The sequence below is a fragment of the Flavobacterium piscinae genome (assembly GCF_004122145.1).
GTDB classification, from domain to species: Bacteria; Bacteroidota; Bacteroidia; order Flavobacteriales; family Flavobacteriaceae; genus Flavobacterium; species Flavobacterium piscinae.
In genome coordinates this window covers 1-21,454 of record NZ_SBKQ01000013.1, presented here as the reverse complement: position 1 = coordinate 21,454, position 21,454 = coordinate 1, and the positions used below count along the sequence as shown (strand labels likewise).

23 protein-coding genes are annotated in these 21,454 nt (G+C 33.7%); 10 read left to right on the top strand and 13 right to left on the bottom strand.

What is annotated here, in order from left to right:
• Nucleotides 1–23: 23 nt before the first annotated feature.
• From EQG68_RS12290 to EQG68_RS12275, 4 genes are all read right to left on the bottom strand, one after another.
• Nucleotides 24–551 (bottom strand): YceI family protein, encoded by a 528-nt coding sequence (locus EQG68_RS12290; protein WP_129465188.1) that lies wholly within the window; start codon nt 549–551, stop codon nt 24–26.
• Nucleotides 552–561: 10 nt separating this feature from the next.
• On the bottom strand, nt 562–1,848 hold the full coding sequence (locus EQG68_RS12285) for a hypothetical protein (protein WP_129465187.1): 1,287 nt from the start codon (nt 1,846–1,848) through the stop codon (nt 562–564).
• Nucleotides 1,849–1,879: 31 nt separating this feature from the next.
• Nucleotides 1,880–2,449 carry a YceI family protein gene (locus tag EQG68_RS12280; protein WP_129465186.1) on the bottom strand — a complete coding sequence of 190 codons (570 nt, stop codon included), beginning with the start codon at nt 2,447–2,449 and terminating at the stop codon, nt 1,880–1,882.
• 132 nt (nt 2,450–2,581) lie between these two features.
• The gene (locus EQG68_RS12275; RefSeq protein ID WP_129465185.1) at nt 2,582–3,376 is read right to left on the bottom strand and encodes a DUF2797 domain-containing protein; all 795 of its coding nucleotides are present in this window, start codon (nt 3,374–3,376) and stop codon (nt 2,582–2,584) included.
• Between the two features lie 124 nt (nt 3,377–3,500).
• Here EQG68_RS12275 and EQG68_RS12270 point away from each other — a divergent pair, with 124 nt between their 5' ends.
• Together EQG68_RS12270 and EQG68_RS15085 are read left to right on the top strand one after the other, a co-directional pair.
• Nucleotides 3,501–5,027 carry a GH3 auxin-responsive promoter family protein gene (locus EQG68_RS12270; protein WP_129465184.1) on the top strand — a complete coding sequence of 509 codons (1,527 nt, stop codon included), beginning with the start codon at nt 3,501–3,503 and terminating at the stop codon, nt 5,025–5,027.
• Nucleotide 5,028: 1 nt separating this feature from the next.
• Nucleotides 5,029–5,193 (top strand): hypothetical protein, encoded by a 165-nt coding sequence (locus tag EQG68_RS15085; RefSeq protein WP_164975454.1) that lies wholly within the window; start codon nt 5,029–5,031, stop codon nt 5,191–5,193.
• A gap of 19 nt (nt 5,194–5,212) precedes the next feature.
• Here EQG68_RS15085 and clpX read toward each other — a convergent pair whose 3' ends face one another.
• From clpX to EQG68_RS12240, 6 genes are all read right to left on the bottom strand, one after another.
• Nucleotides 5,213–6,445 (bottom strand): ATP-dependent Clp protease ATP-binding subunit ClpX, encoded by a 1,233-nt coding sequence (gene clpX / locus EQG68_RS12265; protein ID WP_129465183.1) that lies wholly within the window; start codon nt 6,443–6,445, stop codon nt 5,213–5,215.
• A gap of 56 nt (nt 6,446–6,501) precedes the next feature.
• A complete protein-coding gene (clpP, locus tag EQG68_RS12260; RefSeq protein ID WP_129465182.1) occupies nt 6,502–7,161 on the bottom strand; it encodes an ATP-dependent Clp endopeptidase proteolytic subunit ClpP in 660 nt (219 codons plus the stop codon).
• 95 nt (nt 7,162–7,256) lie between these two features.
• Nucleotides 7,257–8,582, bottom strand: coding sequence for a trigger factor (gene tig, locus EQG68_RS12255; protein WP_129465181.1), 1,326 nt, complete (start codon nt 8,580–8,582; stop codon nt 7,257–7,259).
• 92 nt (nt 8,583–8,674) lie between these two features.
• Nucleotides 8,675–9,022, bottom strand: a complete 348-nt coding sequence (locus tag EQG68_RS12250) for a phage holin family protein (RefSeq protein ID WP_129465180.1) — start codon at nt 9,020–9,022, stop codon at nt 8,675–8,677.
• Between the two features lie 34 nt (nt 9,023–9,056).
• Nucleotides 9,057–9,821, bottom strand: coding sequence for an alpha/beta fold hydrolase (locus EQG68_RS12245; protein ID WP_129465179.1), 765 nt, complete (start codon nt 9,819–9,821; stop codon nt 9,057–9,059).
• Between the two features lie 60 nt (nt 9,822–9,881).
• Nucleotides 9,882–10,595: a pyridoxine 5'-phosphate synthase gene (locus tag EQG68_RS12240; RefSeq protein ID WP_129465178.1), complete on the bottom strand. Its 714-nt coding sequence runs from the start codon at nt 10,593–10,595 to the stop codon at nt 9,882–9,884.
• 101 nt (nt 10,596–10,696) lie between these two features.
• On the opposite strand from EQG68_RS12240, the gene EQG68_RS12235 reads away from it, so the two are divergent.
• The 8 genes from EQG68_RS12235 (at nt 10,697) to murI (ending at nt 18,962) form a co-directional block, all read left to right on the top strand.
• Complete coding sequence (locus tag EQG68_RS12235; RefSeq protein ID WP_129465177.1) at nt 10,697–11,356, top strand: CBS domain-containing protein; 660 nt, start codon at nt 10,697–10,699, stop codon at nt 11,354–11,356.
• 2 nt (nt 11,357–11,358) lie between these two features.
• On the top strand, nt 11,359–12,243 hold the full coding sequence (locus EQG68_RS12230) for an NAD kinase (protein WP_129465176.1): 885 nt from the start codon (nt 11,359–11,361) through the stop codon (nt 12,241–12,243).
• Nucleotides 12,244–12,386: 143 nt separating this feature from the next.
• On the top strand, nt 12,387–13,070 hold the full coding sequence (gene porG / locus EQG68_RS12225; RefSeq protein ID WP_129465175.1) for a type IX secretion system protein PorG: 684 nt from the start codon (nt 12,387–12,389) through the stop codon (nt 13,068–13,070).
• Nucleotides 13,071–13,072: 2 nt separating this feature from the next.
• On the top strand, nt 13,073–13,813 hold the full coding sequence (locus EQG68_RS12220; RefSeq protein ID WP_129465174.1) for an isoprenyl transferase: 741 nt from the start codon (nt 13,073–13,075) through the stop codon (nt 13,811–13,813).
• Entirely contained in the window at nt 13,746–16,490 is a 2,745-nt protein-coding gene (locus EQG68_RS12215) for a BamA/OMP85 family outer membrane protein (protein ID WP_129465173.1), read from the top strand. The genes EQG68_RS12220 and EQG68_RS12215 overlap by 68 nt, the downstream gene beginning before the upstream one ends.
• A 41-nt stretch (nt 16,491–16,531) precedes the next feature.
• Nucleotides 16,532–17,593 (top strand): OmpH family outer membrane protein, encoded by a 1,062-nt coding sequence (locus EQG68_RS12210; protein ID WP_129465172.1) that lies wholly within the window; start codon nt 16,532–16,534, stop codon nt 17,591–17,593.
• 15 nt (nt 17,594–17,608) lie between these two features.
• Nucleotides 17,609–18,109, top strand: a complete 501-nt coding sequence (locus tag EQG68_RS12205; protein ID WP_129465171.1) for an OmpH family outer membrane protein — start codon at nt 17,609–17,611, stop codon at nt 18,107–18,109.
• 76 nt (nt 18,110–18,185) lie between these two features.
• Nucleotides 18,186–18,962, top strand: coding sequence for a glutamate racemase (gene murI, locus EQG68_RS12200; protein WP_129465170.1), 777 nt, complete (start codon nt 18,186–18,188; stop codon nt 18,960–18,962).
• A 2-nt stretch (nt 18,963–18,964) separates the two neighbouring features.
• Here murI and EQG68_RS12195 read toward each other — a convergent pair whose 3' ends face one another.
• From EQG68_RS12195 to EQG68_RS12185, 3 genes are all read right to left on the bottom strand, one after another.
• Complete coding sequence (locus tag EQG68_RS12195; protein WP_129465169.1) at nt 18,965–19,480, bottom strand: gamma carbonic anhydrase family protein; 516 nt, start codon at nt 19,478–19,480, stop codon at nt 18,965–18,967.
• 39 nt (nt 19,481–19,519) lie between these two features.
• A complete protein-coding gene (locus EQG68_RS12190; RefSeq protein WP_129465168.1) occupies nt 19,520–20,530 on the bottom strand; it encodes a PorP/SprF family type IX secretion system membrane protein in 1,011 nt (336 codons plus the stop codon).
• 7 nt (nt 20,531–20,537) lie between these two features.
• A partial coding sequence (locus tag EQG68_RS12185; protein WP_164975453.1) for a T9SS type B sorting domain-containing protein occupies nt 20,538–21,454 on the bottom strand: 917 nt, incomplete at its 5' end.

Genomic DNA, 21,454 nt, shown 5'->3' with positions numbered 1-21,454 from the left:
TTTTTTAAAACTAACTAACGCAACTATTTTGTTTGTAAACTAACAGATAATTTAATTTCTTCTTTTATTTTTATCATTCCTCCAATTTTTTTGGGAGGAATGAGATTGAAATCGCTGAATTGTAATGTTATGTTTCCAATCAAGCTGTTTTTATCATATTTCAAAGGGAGATTCTTGTATATTTTTTGTTTTCCAACCAAGTTCAGTGTTAAATCACAACTGTAATTTTCCGCACTTTTTTTAAAATTTGAAAGCTCAATTCTAACAGTTGGAAATTCTTTCTCTTTTAATGTTTTTCTAAAATCATTGTTTAGAATAAAATTTCCACATCCAAAATTTTTGACCGGAACCGAGTGTGAGATTTTTGTTTGTTTATGAGGTTGATTAAAAAACAGCGTGTCTTTAGCATTCATATCGTAGTTACATTCAAAACCTCCAATTGAAGTAGTACCTTGAACAGTAAACTGTTTTGTACTGACCAACAGATAATCTTCTTTAGGTGTTGAAAACAGCGTTCCTGTTAAAACTAATATGAAACCAAAAACACGCATATTGTTTGTTTTAGAATGCAATCACAGCCTCAGCAACAAATCCATTAAACTTACCTTCGTTTAAGATATTTGTATTGGCATAGCCGTCATACTTTTGATTAACATATTCAAATTTAATCAAAATGTTTTTTGTCATAAACCAACCTCCACCTATATTGAAGCGAGTTACATCTACATCTTCATTGGCTAAAGTTTCTCCAGAAACGTTATTGTAACGACCAGCTACATAAAGGTTTTCATTTTTCCCGAAACGGTAGATTAATTCTGCTCCTAGTTGAGTAAAATCTCTTTCGTCAGTTTCTGCTTTAGTTTTTCCACTTACTTTTTCAACCATACCAAAGAACTCTAACCCTTTGTATTTCACGAATGGGTTTATCATAATCGCAGTTAATTCATTAGTAAATCCAGGTGTAATTAAACCAGAAGAATAATTATCTTTAGAAGTGGCTAGAGTATTTTCCATTACAAAGTAATAACGTGAACCGGCACGGTCACCACCATAAAGATAGGTTCTAGCAGATTGAGCTGTGTTGTATATAGATCCAGTTAATCTAAAACGTAAATCATTATTCAACTGTTTGTCATAGCCGATTTTTGCTATTACTGATGGACTTGTTACGCCTGGTGCATTAGTAGCTTGATTTAATTTACCATTAGTTGCTCCAAGCATTGCTATCCAGCCGCTTCTTTGATAATAAACTTCTGCTCCAACTTCTGTAGTAAAAGCATCCATGATATAATTACCGACAAATGGATTATAAATGGCTAACGCATTGTCTGATCTTCTAAAGTGAGCATCACCATAATTGTTTTCCATGTGACCAATTTTGATGGTAAGATTCTTCATTGTTTCTGCCATAAATCCTTTACTGATAAAATCTAACTTATCAATTTGAATGTAGCCTCCTTTAACATAAGGTTCCGGATGGTGGCGAGAAGAAAGATACGTTCTCAAGTGAAGGTTAACTCCATCATACAAAGCCACATCAATATCTAAATTGGCTGTTGCTAAATTAAAGTTGTTTCCTAAATTTGCTAACTGATTGGTATTTACACCATTTGTGTTTAGAACCGGATCTGCATTGTTTTCATGATCTAATGCTTGGTACTGAAGAGCAAATGCACCACCAATACGAACTTTTACATTTTCAAATGTAGTTGCTGTGTCTTTTGGAGCCTCAAACATAGACAATCCGGTCTTATCATAAGGTCTCCAGTTATTTAATTGATATTGTTGCTTTTGAGCGAATGCCAGTGTACTTATCAATACAAGAGCAAGGGTAAATAAATTTCTCATTTTTAAATTAATTTAGAGGTTGATTTTAGAATTATTTGAATTTTAGTGTAAAACTTATTTTAACATCATCACCGGTTTTTACGGTTCCCATTAAAGCGGTTGGTGGTGTGATTTTGTAGTCGGTCAATTTAAAAGAATAACTTCCTTCAAATACTGTTTGACCTCCTATTATTGATTCTTTAATTTTTATTGTCACTGATTTTGATACACCCGAAATGGTAAATGTGCCGCTAAAATTCCATGTACCATCTGTGTGTTTTGAAGCTGCTTTTAAATCAAATTTTACTGTTTTGTATTGATTTGTTTTTAATGCTTTGTAAGCATTTTTGTCCATTCCACCTTTTCCGCTTTTGATACTTTCGGCCGGCATTTCAACTACAAGTGAAGTAATTGTTGTTAATTTGTTCCCTTCAACTGTTCCTGTAAGTTTTCCGGTAGCAATTTCAGAAACCATATCCCAATCATGTAAACTGGATGTTCCGGAAATTTTTAATTGTGGCTTTGCATCAAGTATTAACGTTTTTTGAGCGAAACCAAGGGTTGAAGTGGCTATAAAGAACAATAGAAAAATTCCTTTTTCGAAATTGAATAATCGTTTCATAATTGTGAGGTTTTGAATTATGAGACAAATTTCCGTCCGAAAAAGATAAAAAAACATGACGAATGTCAGTGTTTATTGAGAATTTTATATCTTAATTTAGAAAACGATTCCGAAATCGAAGTAGTTGATAACTTATAGTAGAATCCTTACTATATATCCTTCAAATGTTCGAACATTAAAAACGGTACCGTCTTGAAAAATCAAATACTGACCTTTTACACCGGATAATTTCCCTTGGTAAATTGGTGATTTTTCTAAATTTAAGCTGGAAACTTTTTTTGGGTATGTGAGTATAGGATAGTGAAGATCAATCAAATCTGGATGTTGATTACTATAATATTCTTGTACTTCGTTGGGTAAAAACGTTCCTGCTCTTAAACGTTCCTGAACTAAATCAACAGGAGGAACTTCATTTTTGAGCATTTTTTGCCAATTTGTTTTATCGGCATATTGACTTTTAAGAGCTACTTCAGCAATACCTGCCAAATATCGATTAGGAACTTCAACAATTGGAATAGCTTGCACAGCACCTTGGTCAATCCAACGAGTCGGGATCTGCGTTTTTCTTGTAACACCCACTTTAACTTCACTGGATAGAGCTAGATAAACAATATGCGGTTGCAACTGTACTTTTTTTTCATACTCCAAATCACGGTCTTCAATATCCAAATGAGCCTTACTAAGTTCAGGTTTCATTATCCAATCGCCGGCTGCCGGACTCGCCATAAAGCAGTCATAACAAAACCCTTGACGAAAAATTTTTTTCTTCTTTCCACAATTCAAACATTGATACCCTTGAAAGGAAATTTCAAGTTCCTTATCTAATAATTGATTAAGGTTTAAAAAGCTATTTTCAAACACCAAATAATAGTGAATGGGATTACCAAGTTCGGTTTGCATTTTGGTTAGAACGCCCTCGTAAGTCATAAAAGAGAAAGTTTGTCAATTAAAGTTCATCGTTTCCCAAAAATCATTATTTTTGGTGAAGCTGTAAAGTTAGGTTTGTATTTTTAATTTTCAAATCAAACAGCATATTAATAAATAGATAAAAATGCCACTACCCATTATCAATTCGATTGCTACTTGGATCTTAAAAAAACGGATTCATCAAATTGAATTGTTTATGAAATATCCCAATGAAGTGCAAGAAGAATTACTTCTTTCTCTTCTCAAAATATCGGAAAACACCATGTTGGGTAGGCAATATGATTTTAATACCATCAAAAATTACCAAACTTTTTCCGAACGGGTTCCGGTTTCTACCTATGAAGATTTAGAACCTATGATAGAACAGACGCGGAAAGGTATGCAAAATATTTTTTGGCCAACTTCCATCAAATGGTTTGCCAAATCAAGCGGAACGACCAATGCCAAAAGCAAGTTTATTCCGGTGAGCAATGAATCACTTGAAAACTGTCATTACAAAGCGAGTAAAGACTTATTGAGTTTATATTTAAACAATAATGAAGATTCGCAGTTGTTTGTCGGTAAAAGTCTTCGCTTGGGTGGAAGTAAAGAACTTTATGAAGATAATAATACTTTTTTTGGTGATTTATCTGCTATTTTGATTGATAATATGCCGATTTGGGCTGAATTTAGTTCAACACCCTCCAACCGCGTTTCACTTATGGGCGATTGGGAAATTAAACTAATGGCAATTGTTCAAGAGACCATTTATGAGGATGTTACCAGTTTGGCCGGCGTGCCTTCCTGGATGTTGGTTTTGCTTAATAAAGTATTAGAAGAAACGGGCAAAACTAATTTATTAGAAATTTGGCCGCATGCCGAAGTTTACTTTCATGGTGGTGTGAGTTTTGACCCCTATCGTGAACAGTATCAAAAATTGTTTCCGAGTAATGATTTTAATTATTACGAAATTTATAATGCTTCCGAAGGTTTTTTTGCCATTCAGGATTTGAATAATTCAAACGACTTACTCCTGATGCTGGACTACGGAATTTTCTATGAATTCATTCCGATGGATACATTTGGTACAACGGAGCAAAAAATTGTACGCTTAGCCGAAGTAGAATTGTTTAAGAATTATGCGGTTGTAATTACAACCAATTCCGGTTTATGGCGTTATATGATAGGTGATACGGTTCGGTTTACTTCTTTAAATCCTTATCGAATCAGAGTTACCGGAAGAACAAAACATTACATCAATGTATTCGGAGAGGAACTTATAGTGGAAAATACCGATCAAGCCATAGCTAAAGCTTGCCATGAAACGCAATCAGAAGTAGTTGATTATACGGTTGCTCCTGTTTTTATGGATGGAAAAGAAAAAGGAGCTCATGAATGGATGATTGAATTTAAAAAATCACCGGAAAACATTAACTATTTCAAAAAAATGCTTGACGATACATTACAATCACTCAATTCGGATTATGAAGCGAAAAGACGTAATAATATGACTTTAAATCCGTTAATTATTAATGTTGCCCGACCAAATTTATTCTATGATTGGTTAAAAGAACGAGATAAATTGGGCGGACAACATAAAATTCCGAGATTATCCAACGAGCGTACTTATTTGGAGCAATTATTACGGATGCAGTTTGCGGAACAGATTTAATATGAAAAAATTAGTTATACTTCTACTTTTAATCACATTCTATTCTTGTGGACCAAGAAGACTTGGTTGTGGACCCGGTAGACGATGTGAAGTTCCAATTCAAAAAGAAAATCATCAAATAATTCCACAAAAAAATCCTGAAGCAAAAACTTCAGGATTAGTTTAATTTAGTATAGTTTGTAATTCTAAGAAACAGCTTTTAATCGTTGTAACATGTTTTTGTTTAACGTATGTTCGGCATAACTTTTTTCGATATGCAGTGTTTTTTCATCTGAGCTTGGCAAATCATACATAGCATCCGTTAAAATGGCTTCGCAAAGCGAACGTAAACCGCGAGCTCCTAATTTGTATTCTAAGGCTTTATCTACAATATAATCCAAAGCTTCTTCTGAAATAGAGAAATCTACACCATCCATTTCAAACAACTTCTTATACTGTTTGATAAGAGCATTTTTTGGCTCAGTTAAAATGGAACGAAGGGTTTCTCGGTCTAATGGATTCATGTAGGATAAAACAGGAAGTCGACCAATAATTTCTGGTATCAATCCAAAATCTTTAATGTCTTTTGGGATGATGTATTGCATCAAATTGTCCTTATCAATTTGATCTAAATTAGCCGAAACACTGTATCCCACTGCTTGACGATTTAATCGTTTGGAAATAATGCGTTCGATACCATCAAAAGCTCCGCCGGCAATGAAAAGAATATTTTGTGTGTTTACTTCAATAAATTTTTGATCAGGATGTTTTCTCCCTCCTTTTGGCGGAACATTCACAACGGTTCCTTCCAACAATTTTAATAATGCTTGCTGAACTCCTTCACCTGAAACGTCTCTGGTAATGGATGGATTATCGCTTTTACGAGCAATTTTATCAATTTCATCAATAAATACAATTCCTCTCTCCGCTTTTGCTACATCATAATCGGCTACTTGTAGTAAACGTGTTAAAATACTTTCCACATCTTCACCAACATAGCCAGCTTCTGTTAATACCGTTGCATCTACAATAGTCAGCGGTACATTCAACATTTTGGCAATGGTTTTAGCCACCAATGTTTTTCCTGTTCCGGTTTGTCCCACCATGATGATGTTGCTTTTTTCAATTTCAACTTCGTCATCATGATTTTTCTGCATCAATCTTTTATAATGGTTGTAAACAGCAACAGACATAACTTTTTTAGTTTGGTCTTGTCCAATTACATATTGATCTAGAAAAGAACGAATTTCTTTTGGTTTTTTGAGCACCAAATCGCCCAAACCATGCGAATGCTTGCTCTGCTTTAGTTCTTCTAAAACAATGCCGTGTGCCTGATCAATACATTTGTCACAAATGTGAGCATCGATACCGGCGATTAACAAATTTGTTTCGGGTTTCTTTCTTCCGCAGAAAGAACATTCCAACATTTCTTTTGCCATATTTTTATGGTAATGGGTTAAAGGTGAATGTGAATTGGTAAAAAATTCACCTAAAACTATTTTCTTCTTAAAACTTCATCAATCATCCCGTATTCTTTAGCTTCATCGGCAATCATCCAATAATCGCGTTCTGAATCTTTATACACTTTTTCAAATGATTGTCCGGAATGATTAGCAATAATTTGATAGAGCTCGTCTTTTAGTTTCAACATTTCTTTTAAGTTGATTTCCATATCAGTTGCAACACCTTGTGCTCCTCCTGAAGGTTGATGAATCATAACTCTTGAATGCGGTAATGCTGAACGCTTTCCTTCGGCACCGGCACACAATAAAACAGCTCCCATAGAAGCGGCCATACCTGTGCAAATTGTGGCTACATCAGGTTTTACATACTGCATGGTATCATAAATCCCCAATCCTGCATAGACACTTCCGCCCGGTGAATTAATATATATTTGAATGTCTTTAGAAGCATCAACACTTTCTAAAAACAACAATTGTGCTTGAATAATATTGGCTACATAATCATCTACTCCTGTTCCCAAGAAGATAATTCTGTCCATCATTAAACGAGAAAAAACGTCTAACTGTGAAACATTTAGTTGACGTTCTTCAATGATGTAAGGGGTCATTCCACTTACAATTTTATCGTAATACATGCTATTCACACCGTGGTGTTTGGTAGCAAATTTTTTAAATTCTTTTCCGAAGTTCATTTTAAAATAGCTGTTTTTTTTATTTGCTCATTTAAACCTAAAAGAGCGTCAAATTAACATTCGACGCCCAAATATACTACTTTTTTTGAAAATTCTTATTCTCCGTACATTTCTTTAACGAACTGTTCGTAAGAAACTTCTTTTGTCTTTACTTTAACTTTCTCTTTAAAAAGACCTAACATCTTTTCGCTCATCACTTGTTCAGACAATCTTTTTACTTCGTCTTGGTTAGAAAGTACGCGGGCTACGATTCCGTCAATATCTTCCTGAGTTGGATTCATTTGACCAAATTGAGCCATTTGTTTTTTAATTAATTCTGAAGTGAATGCTTTCAAATCCTCAAAAGTAATTTGTAAGTTATTCTCTGTCATAATCTTACCTTCAATCAATTGGTAACGAAGACCTCTTTCTGATTTGGCGAATTCTTCTCTTGCCTCTTCTTCTGTCAAAGGTTTTTCACCTGCGTTTTGTAACCATTTGATTAAAAATTCAGAGGGTAAGTCAAACTTGGTGCTTTCCAATAAAAATTCGGTTACATCATTTAAGAATTTTTGATCCGCTTGTTGAGCAAATTGTTTTTCAGCATCTTCTTTGATTTTTGCTTTTACGCCATCAACTGAAGTTACATTTCCTTCTCCAAATAATTTATCAAACAATTCTTGATTTAATTCTGCTTTTTCACTGGTTGTAATCCCTTCAATTTTAGCTGAAACTTCAATATCCAAACCATGTACTAAATCGTGATCAACTTTTAAATAATCCATTAGTTTATGATCGTCATCAAACAACCCTTTGGTTCCAATTTCGATTACATCCCCCACTTTTTTGCCGATGAATTTTTTGGCAGTTTTTTTGTCTTTAAAAACATCCAAAGAAATAGAAGTTGTACTATTGATTCCGTTTACTTCGTTTGAGAACGTAACATTTAAATCGTCACCTTCTTCTACTGTATCTTTCGAAATTAATTTTCCATATTGTTTTTGGATTCGTTCTACTTGATCGTTCAACATTTTATCATCCGCAATAATTTTGAACGCTGTAATGTTATTTTTTGCAGACAAATCCACTGAAAATTCCGGAGCTAATCCTAACTCGAAATCAAATGTAAAATCTTCTTTATTCCAATCGAAATCTTCTGTAACTTTTGGAAGCGGATTCCCTAAAATATCTAATTTTTCTTCAACTAAATAGTTGTTTAAGTTTTCTTGTAATACTTTGTTTACTTCTTCCAACAACACGGCTTTTCCATATTGTTTCTGAATTAAACTCATTGGCACTGCTCCTTTTCTAAATCCTGGAATTAAAGCATTTTTTCGATAATCTGCCAATACTTTTTCTACTTTAGAAGCATAATCATTTTTGGAAACCGCCACGGTAACCACCGCATTCAAAGCATCCACATTTGTTCTTGTGATATTCATTTCTATTTATATACTAAAATTGGGTGGCAAAAGTACAACTTTTTCACCACCCAACCAATAGTAATTACTTGAATTTTAACAATTCAGCGTAGTTATTTTTCTTCTCCTTTTGTTAACTTATAAACGACAGATTGAAATATCGACAAAATTATACTGAAAAATAATGCCGTCCAAAACGATTCTACATGAAAACCGCCCACAATATTACTACACAGTAAAACAATAAAAGCGTTGATTACAAGCAGAAAAAGACCCAAAGTTAGGATTGTTACGGGCAGAGTGAACAACACAATTAATGGTTTGATAAATATATTTAACAAACCTAAAATAATGGCAACATAGATAGATTGAATAAAACTATCAACGGTAACGCCCGGCAAAAGATGGGCAATTAGCATTACCAAAGCAGCTGTTATTAAAATTCGAAGCAATAACCCCATACGTTAAAATTTTAATTAAAATTACAAAAAAATATTAAGGTTTTAAAAATTTCATCACAATTTCAAAAAACAGCTTTGGATTTTCGGCATGCAACCAATGCCCTGCATTTGGAATTGTTTGAAATTCAGCATTTGAAAATTGATTTTTAATTGGTTCAAAATCTTCATCTAAGATATATCTTGAGTTTCCTCCTCTGATGAACAAAGTTGGTTTTTCAAAATGAGCTTCTTCCGGAATAGCTTTTCCAACCTGCTCAATTTCTTTATTAAAAACATCCAAATTAAATCGGAATGCCAATTGCCCCGGTTCTTTCCAATATAAACTTTTCATTAAAAATTGACGGGTTCCAAAGTCAGGAATGTATTTCTTTACTATTTCTTCCACTTCACTTCTTTCGGGTTTTACTGAAAAATCAACTGCATTTAATCCTTTTAAAATATCTTGATGATGTGGTCGATAATATTTCGGACCGATATCAGCAACAATCAACTTATCAATTAATTCGAAATGATTTATCGCTAAAAACATAGCCACTTTTCCTCCCATCGAATGCCCAATAATGTCTATTTTTTTTAATTGATGGAAATTACAGTACGCAACAATATCCTCTGACATTACTGTATAGTTAAATTCATTCGAATGAAAACTTCTCCCGTGATTACGCAAATCGAGCATATGAACTTGAAAACCTTGTTCTGCAAATTGAGTGCCGAGTGTTTTCCAATTATCAGACATTCCTAAAAATCCATGAAGAATAATTAGCGGCTTTCCTTCTCCTTCTATTTTTGAATATAACATTTTATCGGATTTTTAATTATACCTAGGAAGTTTTAAAAACTTTTCAGGTCTAAAAGCATTTTACTTAAGTTTATGTAAATACATATTCACCACATTTTCGATTCCGAGATAAAGTGACTCACAAATGAGTGCGTGACCAATGGAAACTTCTAATAAATTAGGAATATTTTCTTTAAAAAACTGAATATTATCCAAGCTCAAATCGTGTCCGGCATTGACACCCATTTCTAATTGATTAGATAAAACGGCTGCTTCAATGTAGGGTTGAATTCCACTTTTGTTTCCCAAACTGTATTGATGAGCAAACGCTTCTGTATATAATTCAATTCGGTCTGTACCGGTGATTTTAGCACCTTCAATCATCGACAAAACCGGATCAACAAAAATCGAAGTTCGGATATCATTTCGTTTAAATTCCTGAATAACTTCTATTAAAAAACTTTTGTTTTTGATGGTATCCCAACCCGCATTTGAAGTTAATGCATCATCTGCATCGGGCACTAATGTTACTTGCGTTGGCTTTACTTCCAATACTAAATCGATGAATTTTTGAACCGGATTTCCTTCAATATTAAATTCAGTATAAACAATCGGTTTCAAATCACGAGCGTCCTGATAACGAATATGGCGTTCGTCCGGGCGAGGATGAATGGTGACACCATGAGCCCCAAAATGCTGCACATCTTTGGCCACTTGCATCACATTTGGCACATTTCCGCCTCTGGAATTTCGAAGTGTTGCAATTTTGTTGATATTTACGCTTAACTTTGTCATAAATTAGAAACGATTGAATTAGAAAATGATTGCAAAAATACAAACTAAAACATGCTCTTTTATAGTATTTTTTGATTATTTTGCAACGAAATTAAATGGCTATGTTAGAAATAACGAACTACATCAACAATGATTTTAAACCGTTTGACAGTAAAGAAACTATTGAAAACATTCAAGATTTTTTTACCGATTTAACGTTTTCTCATTTTCCGGTAGTGCAGGAAGGAATTTACATTGGAAGTATTGCTGCCGATGATGTCATTACTTTTGACAATCACAAATCGGCAATAGACTATCGTTACACTTTGGAAGGTTTTTTTGCCAGAAACAACATGATATGGCTTGATGTTTTGGAGGTTTTTGCACAGAATCACACCAATTTAATTCCGGTTTTAGACGAACAAAACAATTATTTAGGTTATTATGAGCTAAACGATATTGTTCAGTTTTTTGCCGAAACGCCATTTCTTAAAGAACAAGGCGGTATTATTATCGTTAAAAAACCTACCGTTGATTTTTCAATGAGCCAAGTTACACAAATAATTGAAACGAATAACGGCAAGATTTTAGGTGTTTTTATTTCTGAGGCAAATGCTGATTTTGTTGAAATTACCATTAAACTATCGCTGGGTGGCATGAACGAAATAATACAGACTTTCCGACGATACAATTATGAAATCGTTTCAGAACACCAAGAGGACAATTATTTGAACAATTTGAAAGAACGTTCAGATTATTTAGATAAATACTTAAATATCTAAGCATGAAAATTGCGATTTTCGGACAGTATTATCAAAATGATACACGACCTATTATTAAGGACATTTTTGTGTATTTGAACCATAATCATGTTGAATTGGTGATAGAGGAAGCCTTTTTGAAAATTTTGTATGCTGAGGAAATTCTAAAAAAAGAGTACAGAACATTTTCAACTTATAAAGATTTAGACAGCAGCTTTGACCTTCTAATTAGTATTGGTGGTGACGGAACCATTTTACGAGCCATTACTTATGTTCGAAATACAGGAATACCTATTTTGGGCATCAATGCCGGTAGACTAGGTTTTTTAGCCAAAGTGCAAAAAGAAAATATTGAATTGTTTTTACAATCCATCTTAAATAAAAATTACAGTGTGTCCAAACGAACTTTATTAAGTTTAGAGAGCAATCCAAAAAACACAGAAATCAAAGACATTAATTTTGCCTTAAACGAAATTTCGGTTAGTCGTAAAGATACTACCTCCATGATTACTGTTGAAACCTACCTTAATGGTGAATATTTGACTTCCTATTGGGCAGATGGCCTTATAATATCTACACCAACAGGATCCACCGGTTATTCTTTGAGTTGTGGCGGACCGGTTTTAACTCCTGATGTAAAAAGTTTAGTTATTACACCTATTGCTCCGCATAACCTCAATGCGAGACCATTAGTTATTCCGGATAAAACAGAAATCAGATTAAAAGTTTCGGGTAGAGAGCCACAGTTTTTGGTTTCTTTGGATAGTAGAATTGCTACAATGGATAACGAAACCGTTTTAACCATTAAAAAAACACAATTTAAAATTAATATGGTTGAAATTAATGACGAAACGTTTCTAAAAACACTTCGAAACAAATTATTATGGGGTGTTGACAAACGAAATTAACCCAACTTTAAAAAAAATAAACCCCTTCAACTATACTACCACCCTTTTATTTCCGTTTTTTTTGAAATTAATTTGTGATAAATAGCAATTATTTAGCTGTAAACTAGTGATAATTGTTATATTTGCACGCTATTTCAAAATCGATGAATAGAATAAAGATTGCATTGTTTTTTACACTCTTTTATGTCGGATTAAATGCCCAAATTAACGAAATAGGTGTTTTTGCCGGAGGAGCGAATTATATTGGTGATGTTGGACCAACCACCTATATTGCACCAAATGACCTTGCTATTGGAATTATTTATAAATGGAATAGAAGTACGAGGCACACCTATCGTTTTTCTTACACATATGGAAAAATTTCATCTAATGATTTGGATTCAGATGTGCCTGATAGAAAACTAAGAGGATTAAATTTTAAAAATACCCTCCATGAAGTTTCGGCCGGAATGGAGTTTAATTTTTTTGAATTTGATTTGCATAGTATGAAGCCACAATTTACTCCATACGTGTACACGGGTTTGAGTTATTTTGCATACAAAGAGTTATATTATTTAGAAAGTAAAGCCAGTGAAGATTATCAGGAAGGAGCATTAGCTATTCCCATGATTGTTGGTGTTAAAGCAAAATTAACAAGAGACTTAGTTGCAGGTTTTGAAATTGGGGCTCGATTTACGTTTACTGATAATTTGGACGGGAGTAATCCAAAAAACGAAAATTTGTTATCCTTACAATTTGGAAATATAAATAGTAAAGATTGGTATATGTTTACCGGATTTACATTAACTTATACATTTGGAGAAAACCCTTGTTTTTGTCCGGAATAAAAATGATTTTAGAAGAACAAATAAATAAAGACAACTTACCCAAACACCTTGCTATCATAATGGATGGTAATGGTCGTTGGGCAAAACAACAAGGAATGATCCGAGCTTTTGGTCATGAAAAAGGCACAAAATCGGTGAGAGAAACAGTTGAATGTTGTGCTAAACTTGGTATTGAAAACCTTACTTTATACGCTTTTTCAACCGAAAATTGGAATCGTCCTAAATTAGAAGTAGATACTTTGATGAATTTATTAATAAAATCATTAAAAAAAGAGTTGAAAACACTCCAAAAAAATGAAATTAGACTAAATTCAATCGGTAATTTGTCCCTTTTACCAACTTCTGCACACAAAGAACTTTTAGAAGTAATTAACAAAACAAAGGAAAATAAACGAATGACTTTAACACTCGCTTTGAGTTACGGATCCAGAGAGGAGTTGGTTTCCGCCATAAAAACGATATGTGATAAAGTTAAAAATAATATAATTTCGCCAGAATCTATTGATGAAACAATTATAAATCAACATCTTTACACACACAATCTACCCGATGTTGATTTATTAATCAGAACCAGTGGAGAACACCGAATCAGTAATTTTTTGTTATGGCAAATTGCCTATGCAGAATTGTTTTTTACTGATGTCTTGTGGCCGGATTTTAGAGAACAACATTTATATGAAGCTATTATTAGTTATCAAAAAAGAGAACGTAGGTTTGGAAAAACAAGTGAACAAATTAAATAAACAAAGCGTGTTGAGAAACATTACGTCAATTTTTGCAATACTTTTTTTGGGAAGTATTTTTCAATTAAGAGCACAAGAATCTATACCTTATGAAAGAGGTTCCCAATACATTTTAGGTGGTGTTGAAGTTACCGGAAAAATAACCTTTAATCAACAAACTGTCGTCACTTTTTCAGGATTGGAAAAAGGGCAAAAAATTGTAGTTCCCGGAGAAGAAATAAGTACCGCAATTAAAAAATTAGGCAAACTCGGTTTGTTTAGTGATATTGATATGTACGTCAATCGTATCAAAGGAGACACTATTTTTTTAGAATTGAACATGGTCGAACTCCCCAAATTAAATGAAGCTAAAATTCAAGGACTTAAAAAAAGTAAAGCAGAAACACTTTTAAAAGAAATTAACCTAACAAAAGGGAAAGTTGTAAATGAAAATTTAATCACTACAACCAAAACCACCATAGAAAACAAATATAAAAAAGACGGATTCTATAATACCAAAGTAGCCATTAACACCATTCAAGATACAACCAGCGGAAATGAAGTTAAGATGGTTATCAATGTAGATAAAGGTAAAAAAATTAAAGTTTCCAGTATCGACATTGAAGGAAATGAAGAGATGAAGGACAGCAAATTAAAAAGAGCGATGTCCAATACAAAAGTAAAATTCCCCGGTAGATTCTGGAAAGGCTCTAAATTTATCAAAGAAAATTACAAAGAAGATTTGGTGAGTCTTCTTGATAAATACAAAGAAAAAGGGTATCGGGACGCACGAATTATTTATGACAGTGTTACGTTTAACAACAAAAAAAACACTGTTGATGTAAAGATTAAAGTAGAAGAAGGTAAAAAATACTATTTTGGTGATATCAAATTCTTGGGAAATACTATTTACTCAGACGAAGGTCTTAGTCGTGTCTTAGGAATCAAAAAAGGAGAAACTTACAACGGTGTTTTACTTCAAGAACGAATTGCTAATAAGAAAAATCCGGACGCCAACGATATCACCAATCTATATCAAAATAACGGCTATTTATTTTCAAACATCAACCCGGTAGAAGTTCGAACTGCTAACGATACTATCGATTTTGAAATTAGAATTTTAGAAGGACCGTTGGCCTATTTTAATAAGATTACAGTTGTTGGAAACGATAAAACAAATGATCATGTAATTTATCGTGAACTTCGAACAAAACCGGGACAAAAATACAGCAAAGAAGACTTAGTTCGCACAATTAGAGAAATTGGACAGTTAGGTTTTTTTGATCCCGAGGCTATTGACCCTAAATTTAAAAATGTAGATCCGGCTGCGGGAACTGTTGATATAGAATATAATCTAGTAGAAAAAGGTTCAAGTCAAATTGAATTGCAAGGAGGTTATGGCGGTGGTGGATTCATTGGAACACTTGGTTTATCTTTCAACAATTTTTCGGCTAGAAATATTTTTAAGAAAGATGCTTATAAACCACTTCCTATGGGAGATGGACAAAGAATGTCTTTGCGTTTACAAGGAAGTTCATTCTTTCAAACCTACAGTTTAACGTTTTCTGAGCCATGGTTAGGTGGGAAAAAACCAATTCAATTTTCTACTTCTATATCGCACAGTAAACAATATGCAAATAATTTTAGAAGTAGAGATGTTGATCGAGATCGATACTTCAATATAACCTCTATTTCGGTTGGAATTGCCAAAAGATTAACTGTCCCAGATGACTTTTTTGTGTTATCTCAGTCCCTTAGCTTTCAATATTATGACTTAAATAACTATAATATTTCACAACTATTTACATTTGGTGATGGTTCCTCCAGAAATCTAGCCTATACAATAGGTTTGACAAGGAACAATAAAGGGGTCAACCCAATCTACCCGGTTTATGGTTCTGAGTTTTCAATTACTGCTAAATTTACACCTCCTTATTCGTTATTTAATGGAGTTGATTATGGTGATTTAAAAAATCAAAAAGAATATAAACTAAGAACTACTCAAGAGACACCTGACCCAAGCACAGGAAACACTATTCCAATTGGGACATTAATCGATGAAAATGGAAACCCTGTTTCTGAAGAAAATTTCGCAGATGCAGCGGTTGATCAAGGAAAAGTAGACCAAAAACGATTCAATTGGTTAGAATTTTATAAAATTAAATTAAAAGTAGATTGGTATACTAAAATTGCCGGAACCAATCAAAATGCATTGGTATTCAGAACATTAGGCGAATTTGGGTTTATGGGAGCTTATAACAATGAAAGAGGGTTAGTGCCATTTGAACGTTTCTTTTTAGGGGGTGATGGATTAGCTAACTTTGCTTTGGATGGTAGAGAAGTCATCCAGCTTCGAGGTTATCCAAATCAGTCATTGGTTCCTTTAGATGAAAATGGAAATCAAGTAGATGGGGGTACAATCTACAACAAGTTTACTATGGAACTTCGTTATCCCATAACTTTAAAATCTGCCGCTTCTATCTATGTATTAGGCTTTGTAGAAGCCGGAGCTTCGTATAATAACTTTCAGGAATACAATCCTTTTAAACTGCAACGTTCCGCAGGTATGGGACTTAGGGTATTCATGCCAGCCTTTGGTTTATTGGGAATTGACTTCGGACACGGCTTTGACGCATTACCCGGACAAACACAAAAAAATGGCTGGGAGACACATTTTATTATCGGACAACAATTTTAATTGTTAATTTCTGTTATATTTACATGATAATTTTAAAGAATATGAAGAAATTAGTTTTTTTATTGCTCTTATCACTATCCGGAATGGCTGTTGAAGCACAAACCAGAGGTGTGAGAATCGGTTATATTGATATGGAATATATCCTTCAAAATGTTCCGGATTATACGGAAGCAAAAAATCAATTAGAATTAAAAGCTCAAAAGTGGAAACAAGAAATTGAAACCAAACAAAATGAAATTGATGCTTTTAAAGAAAGCCTTGCAAACGAAAGAGTGCTTTTAACCAAAGAATTAATTGAAGAAAAAGAAGAGGAAATCAAATTTCTTGAAACAGAACTTATCGATTACCAACAAAAAAGATTTGGTCCTAACGGTGATTTAATCGTTCAGAAAGCAGTTTTAATAAAACCTATCCAAGACCAGGTTTTTACTGCAGTACAAGATTTAGCAGAAGCTAAAAAATTTGATTTTATTCTTGATAAATCATCCGATTTGACAGTGCTTTTTGCTGCGAAAAGACATGACATCAGCGATCAAGTGATTCGCTCATTAACTCGAGCTTCAAAACGTGAACAAATGAGTAAAAAGCAACTCAAAGCATTAGAAGAAAAAGAACGTATTGAAGATTACAAAGACGATAATAACCCAGCATTAGAAGAACGAAAAAAAATTCTTGAAGAACGAAAATCAAGAAGAGATAGTATTGCAGAAGCTCGTAAAGCACTTGCTGCTCAAAAGAAAAAAGACTTTGAGGACAGACGTGCTAAAATGAAAGAAGAACGGGAAGCAAAAAAGAATGGCACAGTTTCTGATAAAGATGTAAAAGAAGACGATAAAACAACTGATGGGGACGCTTCCACTGATAAAAAATCAGAAGAAAATACGGAAACAGAAGAGTCAAAACCAACAGCTGCTGAAGTAAAACAGAAAGCAGAACAGGAAAGACAACAAAAATTAGAAGAACGAAAAAAACAAATTGAGGAACGTAAACAAAAAATATTAGCCGATCGAGAAGCCGCAAAAAAAGCAAGAGAAGAAAAACAAAACGAAAACAAAGAAAAACAAAACGAAAACAAAGAAAAACAAAACGAAAACAATAATTAATAATAACTAGAAATGATGAAACAATTGAAAACTTTATTTATTGCGACTATTTTATTCTTTAGTGCAAGCCAAATTGCATCCGCACAAACAAAAATAGCACATGTCGATACAAATGAGTTAATTACGAAAATGCCTGCTATGATTGATGCTCAAAAACAATTAGAAACGCTTAGCAAACAATATGATGCAGAATTCAAAACAATGGCCGATGAATATTATGCGAAATTGAAAAAATATGATGAAGAAGCGGCAACCGTTACTGAAAAAGTAAACGAAGAAAGAGCAAAAGAAGTACAGGATATGGAAAAACGAATCAGAGATTATAGAGAAACTGCTCAAAAAGAGTTGCAACAAAAAGAATCTGATTTGGCTAAACCATTAATGGAAAAAATCAAAGCTTCAATTGCAAAAGTCGGAAAAGCAAAAGGTTTCAATTATGTTATCGATGTAAACTCTGCTATTTTTGCTGACGGAACCGATTTAACTTTAGATGTTAAGAAAGACTTAGGTTTCTAAGAAATCTATCAAAAAAACATAAAAACTGCTCACCCAATTTAACGGGAATTGAGCAGTTTTTTTTTATTTTTGAAATATGACAAATTCAGCACCCATAGGTCTATTTGATTCCGGAATTGGCGGTACTTCCATTTGGAAAGAAATTCACACCTTACTACCAAATGAAAACACTATTTACCTAGCCGACAGTAAAAATGCACCTTATGGCCAAAAATCGAAAGAAGAGATAATCTCCTTGAGCAAAAAAAATACTGAATTTTTATTAAATCAAAATGCAAAATTAATTGTAGTGGCTTGCAATACCGCCACCACCAATGCCATAAAAGAACTTAGAGCGAGTTATGATGTTCCGTTTATTGGTATTGAGCCGGCTATAAAACCTGCTGCAAACAACTCTGAAACACACACGATTGGTATTTTGGCCACAAAAGGAACATTAAGCAGTGAATTATTTAACCAAAATGTGTTGAATTACCCCAATACAAAAATTGTAGAACAAGTGGGTTATGGTCTCGTTCAGCTAATTGAAGAAGGCAAAATGATTTCTAATGAAATGACGGTTTTACTGAAGAAATATTTAGAGCCTATGGTGGACGCCAACATTGATTATTTAGTTTTAGGATGCAGTCATTACCCCTATTTAATTCCTCAAATTAAAAAAATTCTACCAAAGCATATTAGAATTATCGATTCCGGTGAAGCTGTTGCCCGTCAGACAAAAAATATTTTATCAGAAAAGAATTTATTGAGCGAAGAAAAGAATTGCAATCAAATCTTTTATACTAATTTTAATCCAACAGTATTAAAATCAATTTTGAAAAATAAATACCCGGTTATTGAAAAAGACTTTTAGAATTATTCTTCCTTAAACCATCCGGAATACATCACATAATTATTCGAAATACGATCAATTTCACCTGCAAAGTCTGATTGATTGATATCTTTGACTTTCTTTGCAGGAACACCGGCATAAATTGTTCCCGATTCTACGTGTGTGTTTTGTGTTAAAACAGCTCCTGCAGCAATAATCGAATTGCTTTCTATCACACAATTATCCATCACAATGGCTCCCATTCCGATTAAAACATTATCATGAACAGTACAACCATGCACGATGGCATTATGACCAATGGAAACATTATTACCGATAATTGTTGGGTGCTTTTGATAAGTACAATGAATTATCGCTCCATCTTGAATGTTAACTTTATTACCTATTTTAATAAAATGAACATCCCCACGTACCACAGCATTAAACCAGATACTACACAAAGACCCAAGTTGAACATCACCAACAATAGTAGCATTTTCCGCTACATAACAATCACCTGGAATAACAGGTGATTTACCGTTTACAGACTTAATTATCATAGATGAAAAAAATCCCGACAAGTGTCGGGATGAAATTTATTAGTTAATTGCAGGACAGTTACATTGGTATTTTTCTCGTTTACAGAATAAATTCATACCCAATGTAATTTGGTGGAATCCAGAATTATCAAAACGAACATTACCTGTTAAATGAGAATATGTGTAAGCAAACATAAACTGATTAAAATTTACACCAACTATAGGTGTAATATATTGTAATCTTTGTTCACCAATATTTCCGCCCTCTAAATATTCAGCTCCATCAAAACTTCTTCTATATGACAAACCGCCCCATAATTTACCAAAATCCATATTTTTATACACCTTTAAATTCAAATCAATTGATCTTTCCTTAGTCTGTTCAACTAATTGAAAAAGAATGGAAGGCTCCCATTGCAAACGATCACTATTCCCAAATACATAGCCTGCACTTATAAGATATTTTCTAAGATTATCTGTTTCAAAATCAGTATACAATTCTCTTCTAACATTACCCATTAAATTTTTAACAGTAAAATGAGTATAAAATTCTAGATAATTATAGGATGCCCCTAAATCTAAATTAAAATACGAATCCTTTTGAGTAATACCTCCTACAATTGGATCAAATGGTTGATTATTTAACCAATCCGTTTCATCCAATTGACTTTGTACTAAAATACCACTTAGTCCAAATGACAATTGATTTAAATCAATTTCACTACGTGAAAACATAATGTGGTGAGCATATGTTAATTTTATACCTTTTTGCGAGTGGTATCCGTTTCGATCGGAAAACAAAATAGCACCAATTCCGGAGCGTTCCCCCACACCTGTATTAAAACTTGCTGTACTCAAACTTGGTGCATCTTCCTGACCAAACCATTGTGCTCGACTGGTTACTCTTAATTTACCACAATTAGCAGCACCGGCCATAGAAGGATGGATTAGATAATAATTATCTGTTAAATAATCCGAATATACAGCAATCCCTTCTTGCGAAAAAGAAAACTGCGAAATAAATAACACTAGAAGTAAATAAGATTTTTTAAAATTAAGATTCAGATTCATGGGGTTTCTATCTTTTTAATGAAAAATGTGCTTTAAATGTTTTGGTTTGATCGTTTTCTACATACTCTACCGTAAACCAATAATCGGTTGATGGGAGGTTTTGACCGTTGAATGTTCCATCCCATCCTTGACCCGCAGGGGCTATTTGTTTCAGGAATTTTCCATAGCGGTCAAATATATAAATTTTTGCGTTAGGATTGGTCTCTCTTAAGGTAAAAATATTCCATGTGTCATTATGACCATCTCCATTGGGTGTAAAGAACAATGGATAATCTACCACATACACCTCGATAGTGGCATCTTGACATCCGTTTAAGTCTTGTACCGTCACCAAATGACTTCCTGCACTCACATTGGTAAACACATTGCTGGCTTGGAATGGACCATAGTCTAAACTATACACATAATTCGAATTGCCTTGATCCGGAATCGTGATTCCTTCTGCAATGATGGTGATTGTAGCATTATCAGTAAAATAATTGCTCTGTACATAACTCAAGGTGGCTTGCTCGGATTGAACCACATTCACCGTTACCGTATTGGAACAGTTGGGCTCAGTTTGGTCATTGATAACCGTTAAGGTATAGGCTCCCGGTGTGTTTACCGTTAAGTTTGCGTCTGTTCCCAATACATTTCCTGCGGAATCTGTCCATGAAAACTCGTGTGTGTCTGGATCTAATCCACTCTCTAAGACCGCTTCTCTAATGATGGCTCCCGTTAAAGGATCGGCACAAATAAAGTCGTCCTGAACTGTTGGCTCGGGTAACTTGTGAACCGTTAGGGTTATCGGAACAATGGTCGGACAACCACTTTGCGTGTTCGGATTAACCAAAATGGCATATATCTCCTGACTCATCGGTGTTGTATTGACAAAAGCTGTTGCATCCGCTCCACTGATTGCCGTACTGTAATCGTTCTGTGCTG

Excerpts from the sequence above, each read along its gene's own strand:
- clpX (WP_129465183.1), bottom strand. The coding sequence starts at position 6,445 with ATGGCAAAAGAAATGTTGGAATGTTCTTTCTGCGGAAGAAAGAAACCC.
- EQG68_RS12245 (WP_129465179.1), bottom strand. The coding sequence starts at position 9,821 with ATGTTATATTCAAAAATAGAAGGAGAAGGAAAGCCGCTAATTATTCTT.
- EQG68_RS12190 (WP_129465168.1), bottom strand. The coding sequence starts at position 20,530 with ATGAATCTGAATCTTAATTTTAAAAAATCTTATTTACTTCTAGTGTTA.
- EQG68_RS15085 (WP_164975454.1), top strand. The coding sequence starts at position 5,029 with ATGAAAAAATTAGTTATACTTCTACTTTTAATCACATTCTATTCTTGT.
- EQG68_RS12205 (WP_129465171.1), top strand. The coding sequence starts at position 17,609 with ATGAAACAATTGAAAACTTTATTTATTGCGACTATTTTATTCTTTAGT.
- EQG68_RS12280 (WP_129465186.1), bottom strand. The coding sequence starts at position 2,449 with ATGAAACGATTATTCAATTTCGAAAAAGGAATTTTTCTATTGTTCTTT.
- clpP (WP_129465182.1), bottom strand. The coding sequence starts at position 7,161 with ATGAACTTCGGAAAAGAATTTAAAAAATTTGCTACCAAACACCACGGT.
- murI (WP_129465170.1), top strand. The coding sequence starts at position 18,186 with ATGACAAATTCAGCACCCATAGGTCTATTTGATTCCGGAATTGGCGGT.
- EQG68_RS12275 (WP_129465185.1), bottom strand. The coding sequence starts at position 3,376 with ATGACTTACGAGGGCGTTCTAACCAAAATGCAAACCGAACTTGGTAAT.
- EQG68_RS12230 (WP_129465176.1), top strand. The coding sequence starts at position 11,359 with ATGAAAATTGCGATTTTCGGACAGTATTATCAAAATGATACACGACCT.
- EQG68_RS12270 (WP_129465184.1), top strand. The coding sequence starts at position 3,501 with ATGCCACTACCCATTATCAATTCGATTGCTACTTGGATCTTAAAAAAA.
- EQG68_RS12235 (WP_129465177.1), top strand. The coding sequence starts at position 10,697 with ATGTTAGAAATAACGAACTACATCAACAATGATTTTAAACCGTTTGAC.
- EQG68_RS12250 (WP_129465180.1), bottom strand. The coding sequence starts at position 9,022 with ATGGGGTTATTGCTTCGAATTTTAATAACAGCTGCTTTGGTAATGCTA.
- EQG68_RS12220 (WP_129465174.1), top strand. The coding sequence starts at position 13,073 with ATGATTTTAGAAGAACAAATAAATAAAGACAACTTACCCAAACACCTT.
- porG (WP_129465175.1), top strand. The coding sequence starts at position 12,387 with ATGAATAGAATAAAGATTGCATTGTTTTTTACACTCTTTTATGTCGGA.
- EQG68_RS12290 (WP_129465188.1), bottom strand. The coding sequence starts at position 551 with ATGCGTGTTTTTGGTTTCATATTAGTTTTAACAGGAACGCTGTTTTCA.
- EQG68_RS12210 (WP_129465172.1), top strand. The coding sequence starts at position 16,532 with ATGAAGAAATTAGTTTTTTTATTGCTCTTATCACTATCCGGAATGGCT.
- EQG68_RS12195 (WP_129465169.1), bottom strand. The coding sequence starts at position 19,480 with ATGATAATTAAGTCTGTAAACGGTAAATCACCTGTTATTCCAGGTGAT.
- tig (WP_129465181.1), bottom strand. The coding sequence starts at position 8,582 with ATGAATATCACAAGAACAAATGTGGATGCTTTGAATGCGGTGGTTACC.
- EQG68_RS12215 (WP_129465173.1), top strand. The coding sequence starts at position 13,746 with ATGAAGCTATTATTAGTTATCAAAAAAGAGAACGTAGGTTTGGAAAAA.
- EQG68_RS12285 (WP_129465187.1), bottom strand. The coding sequence starts at position 1,848 with ATGAGAAATTTATTTACCCTTGCTCTTGTATTGATAAGTACACTGGCA.
- EQG68_RS12240 (WP_129465178.1), bottom strand. The coding sequence starts at position 10,595 with ATGACAAAGTTAAGCGTAAATATCAACAAAATTGCAACACTTCGAAAT.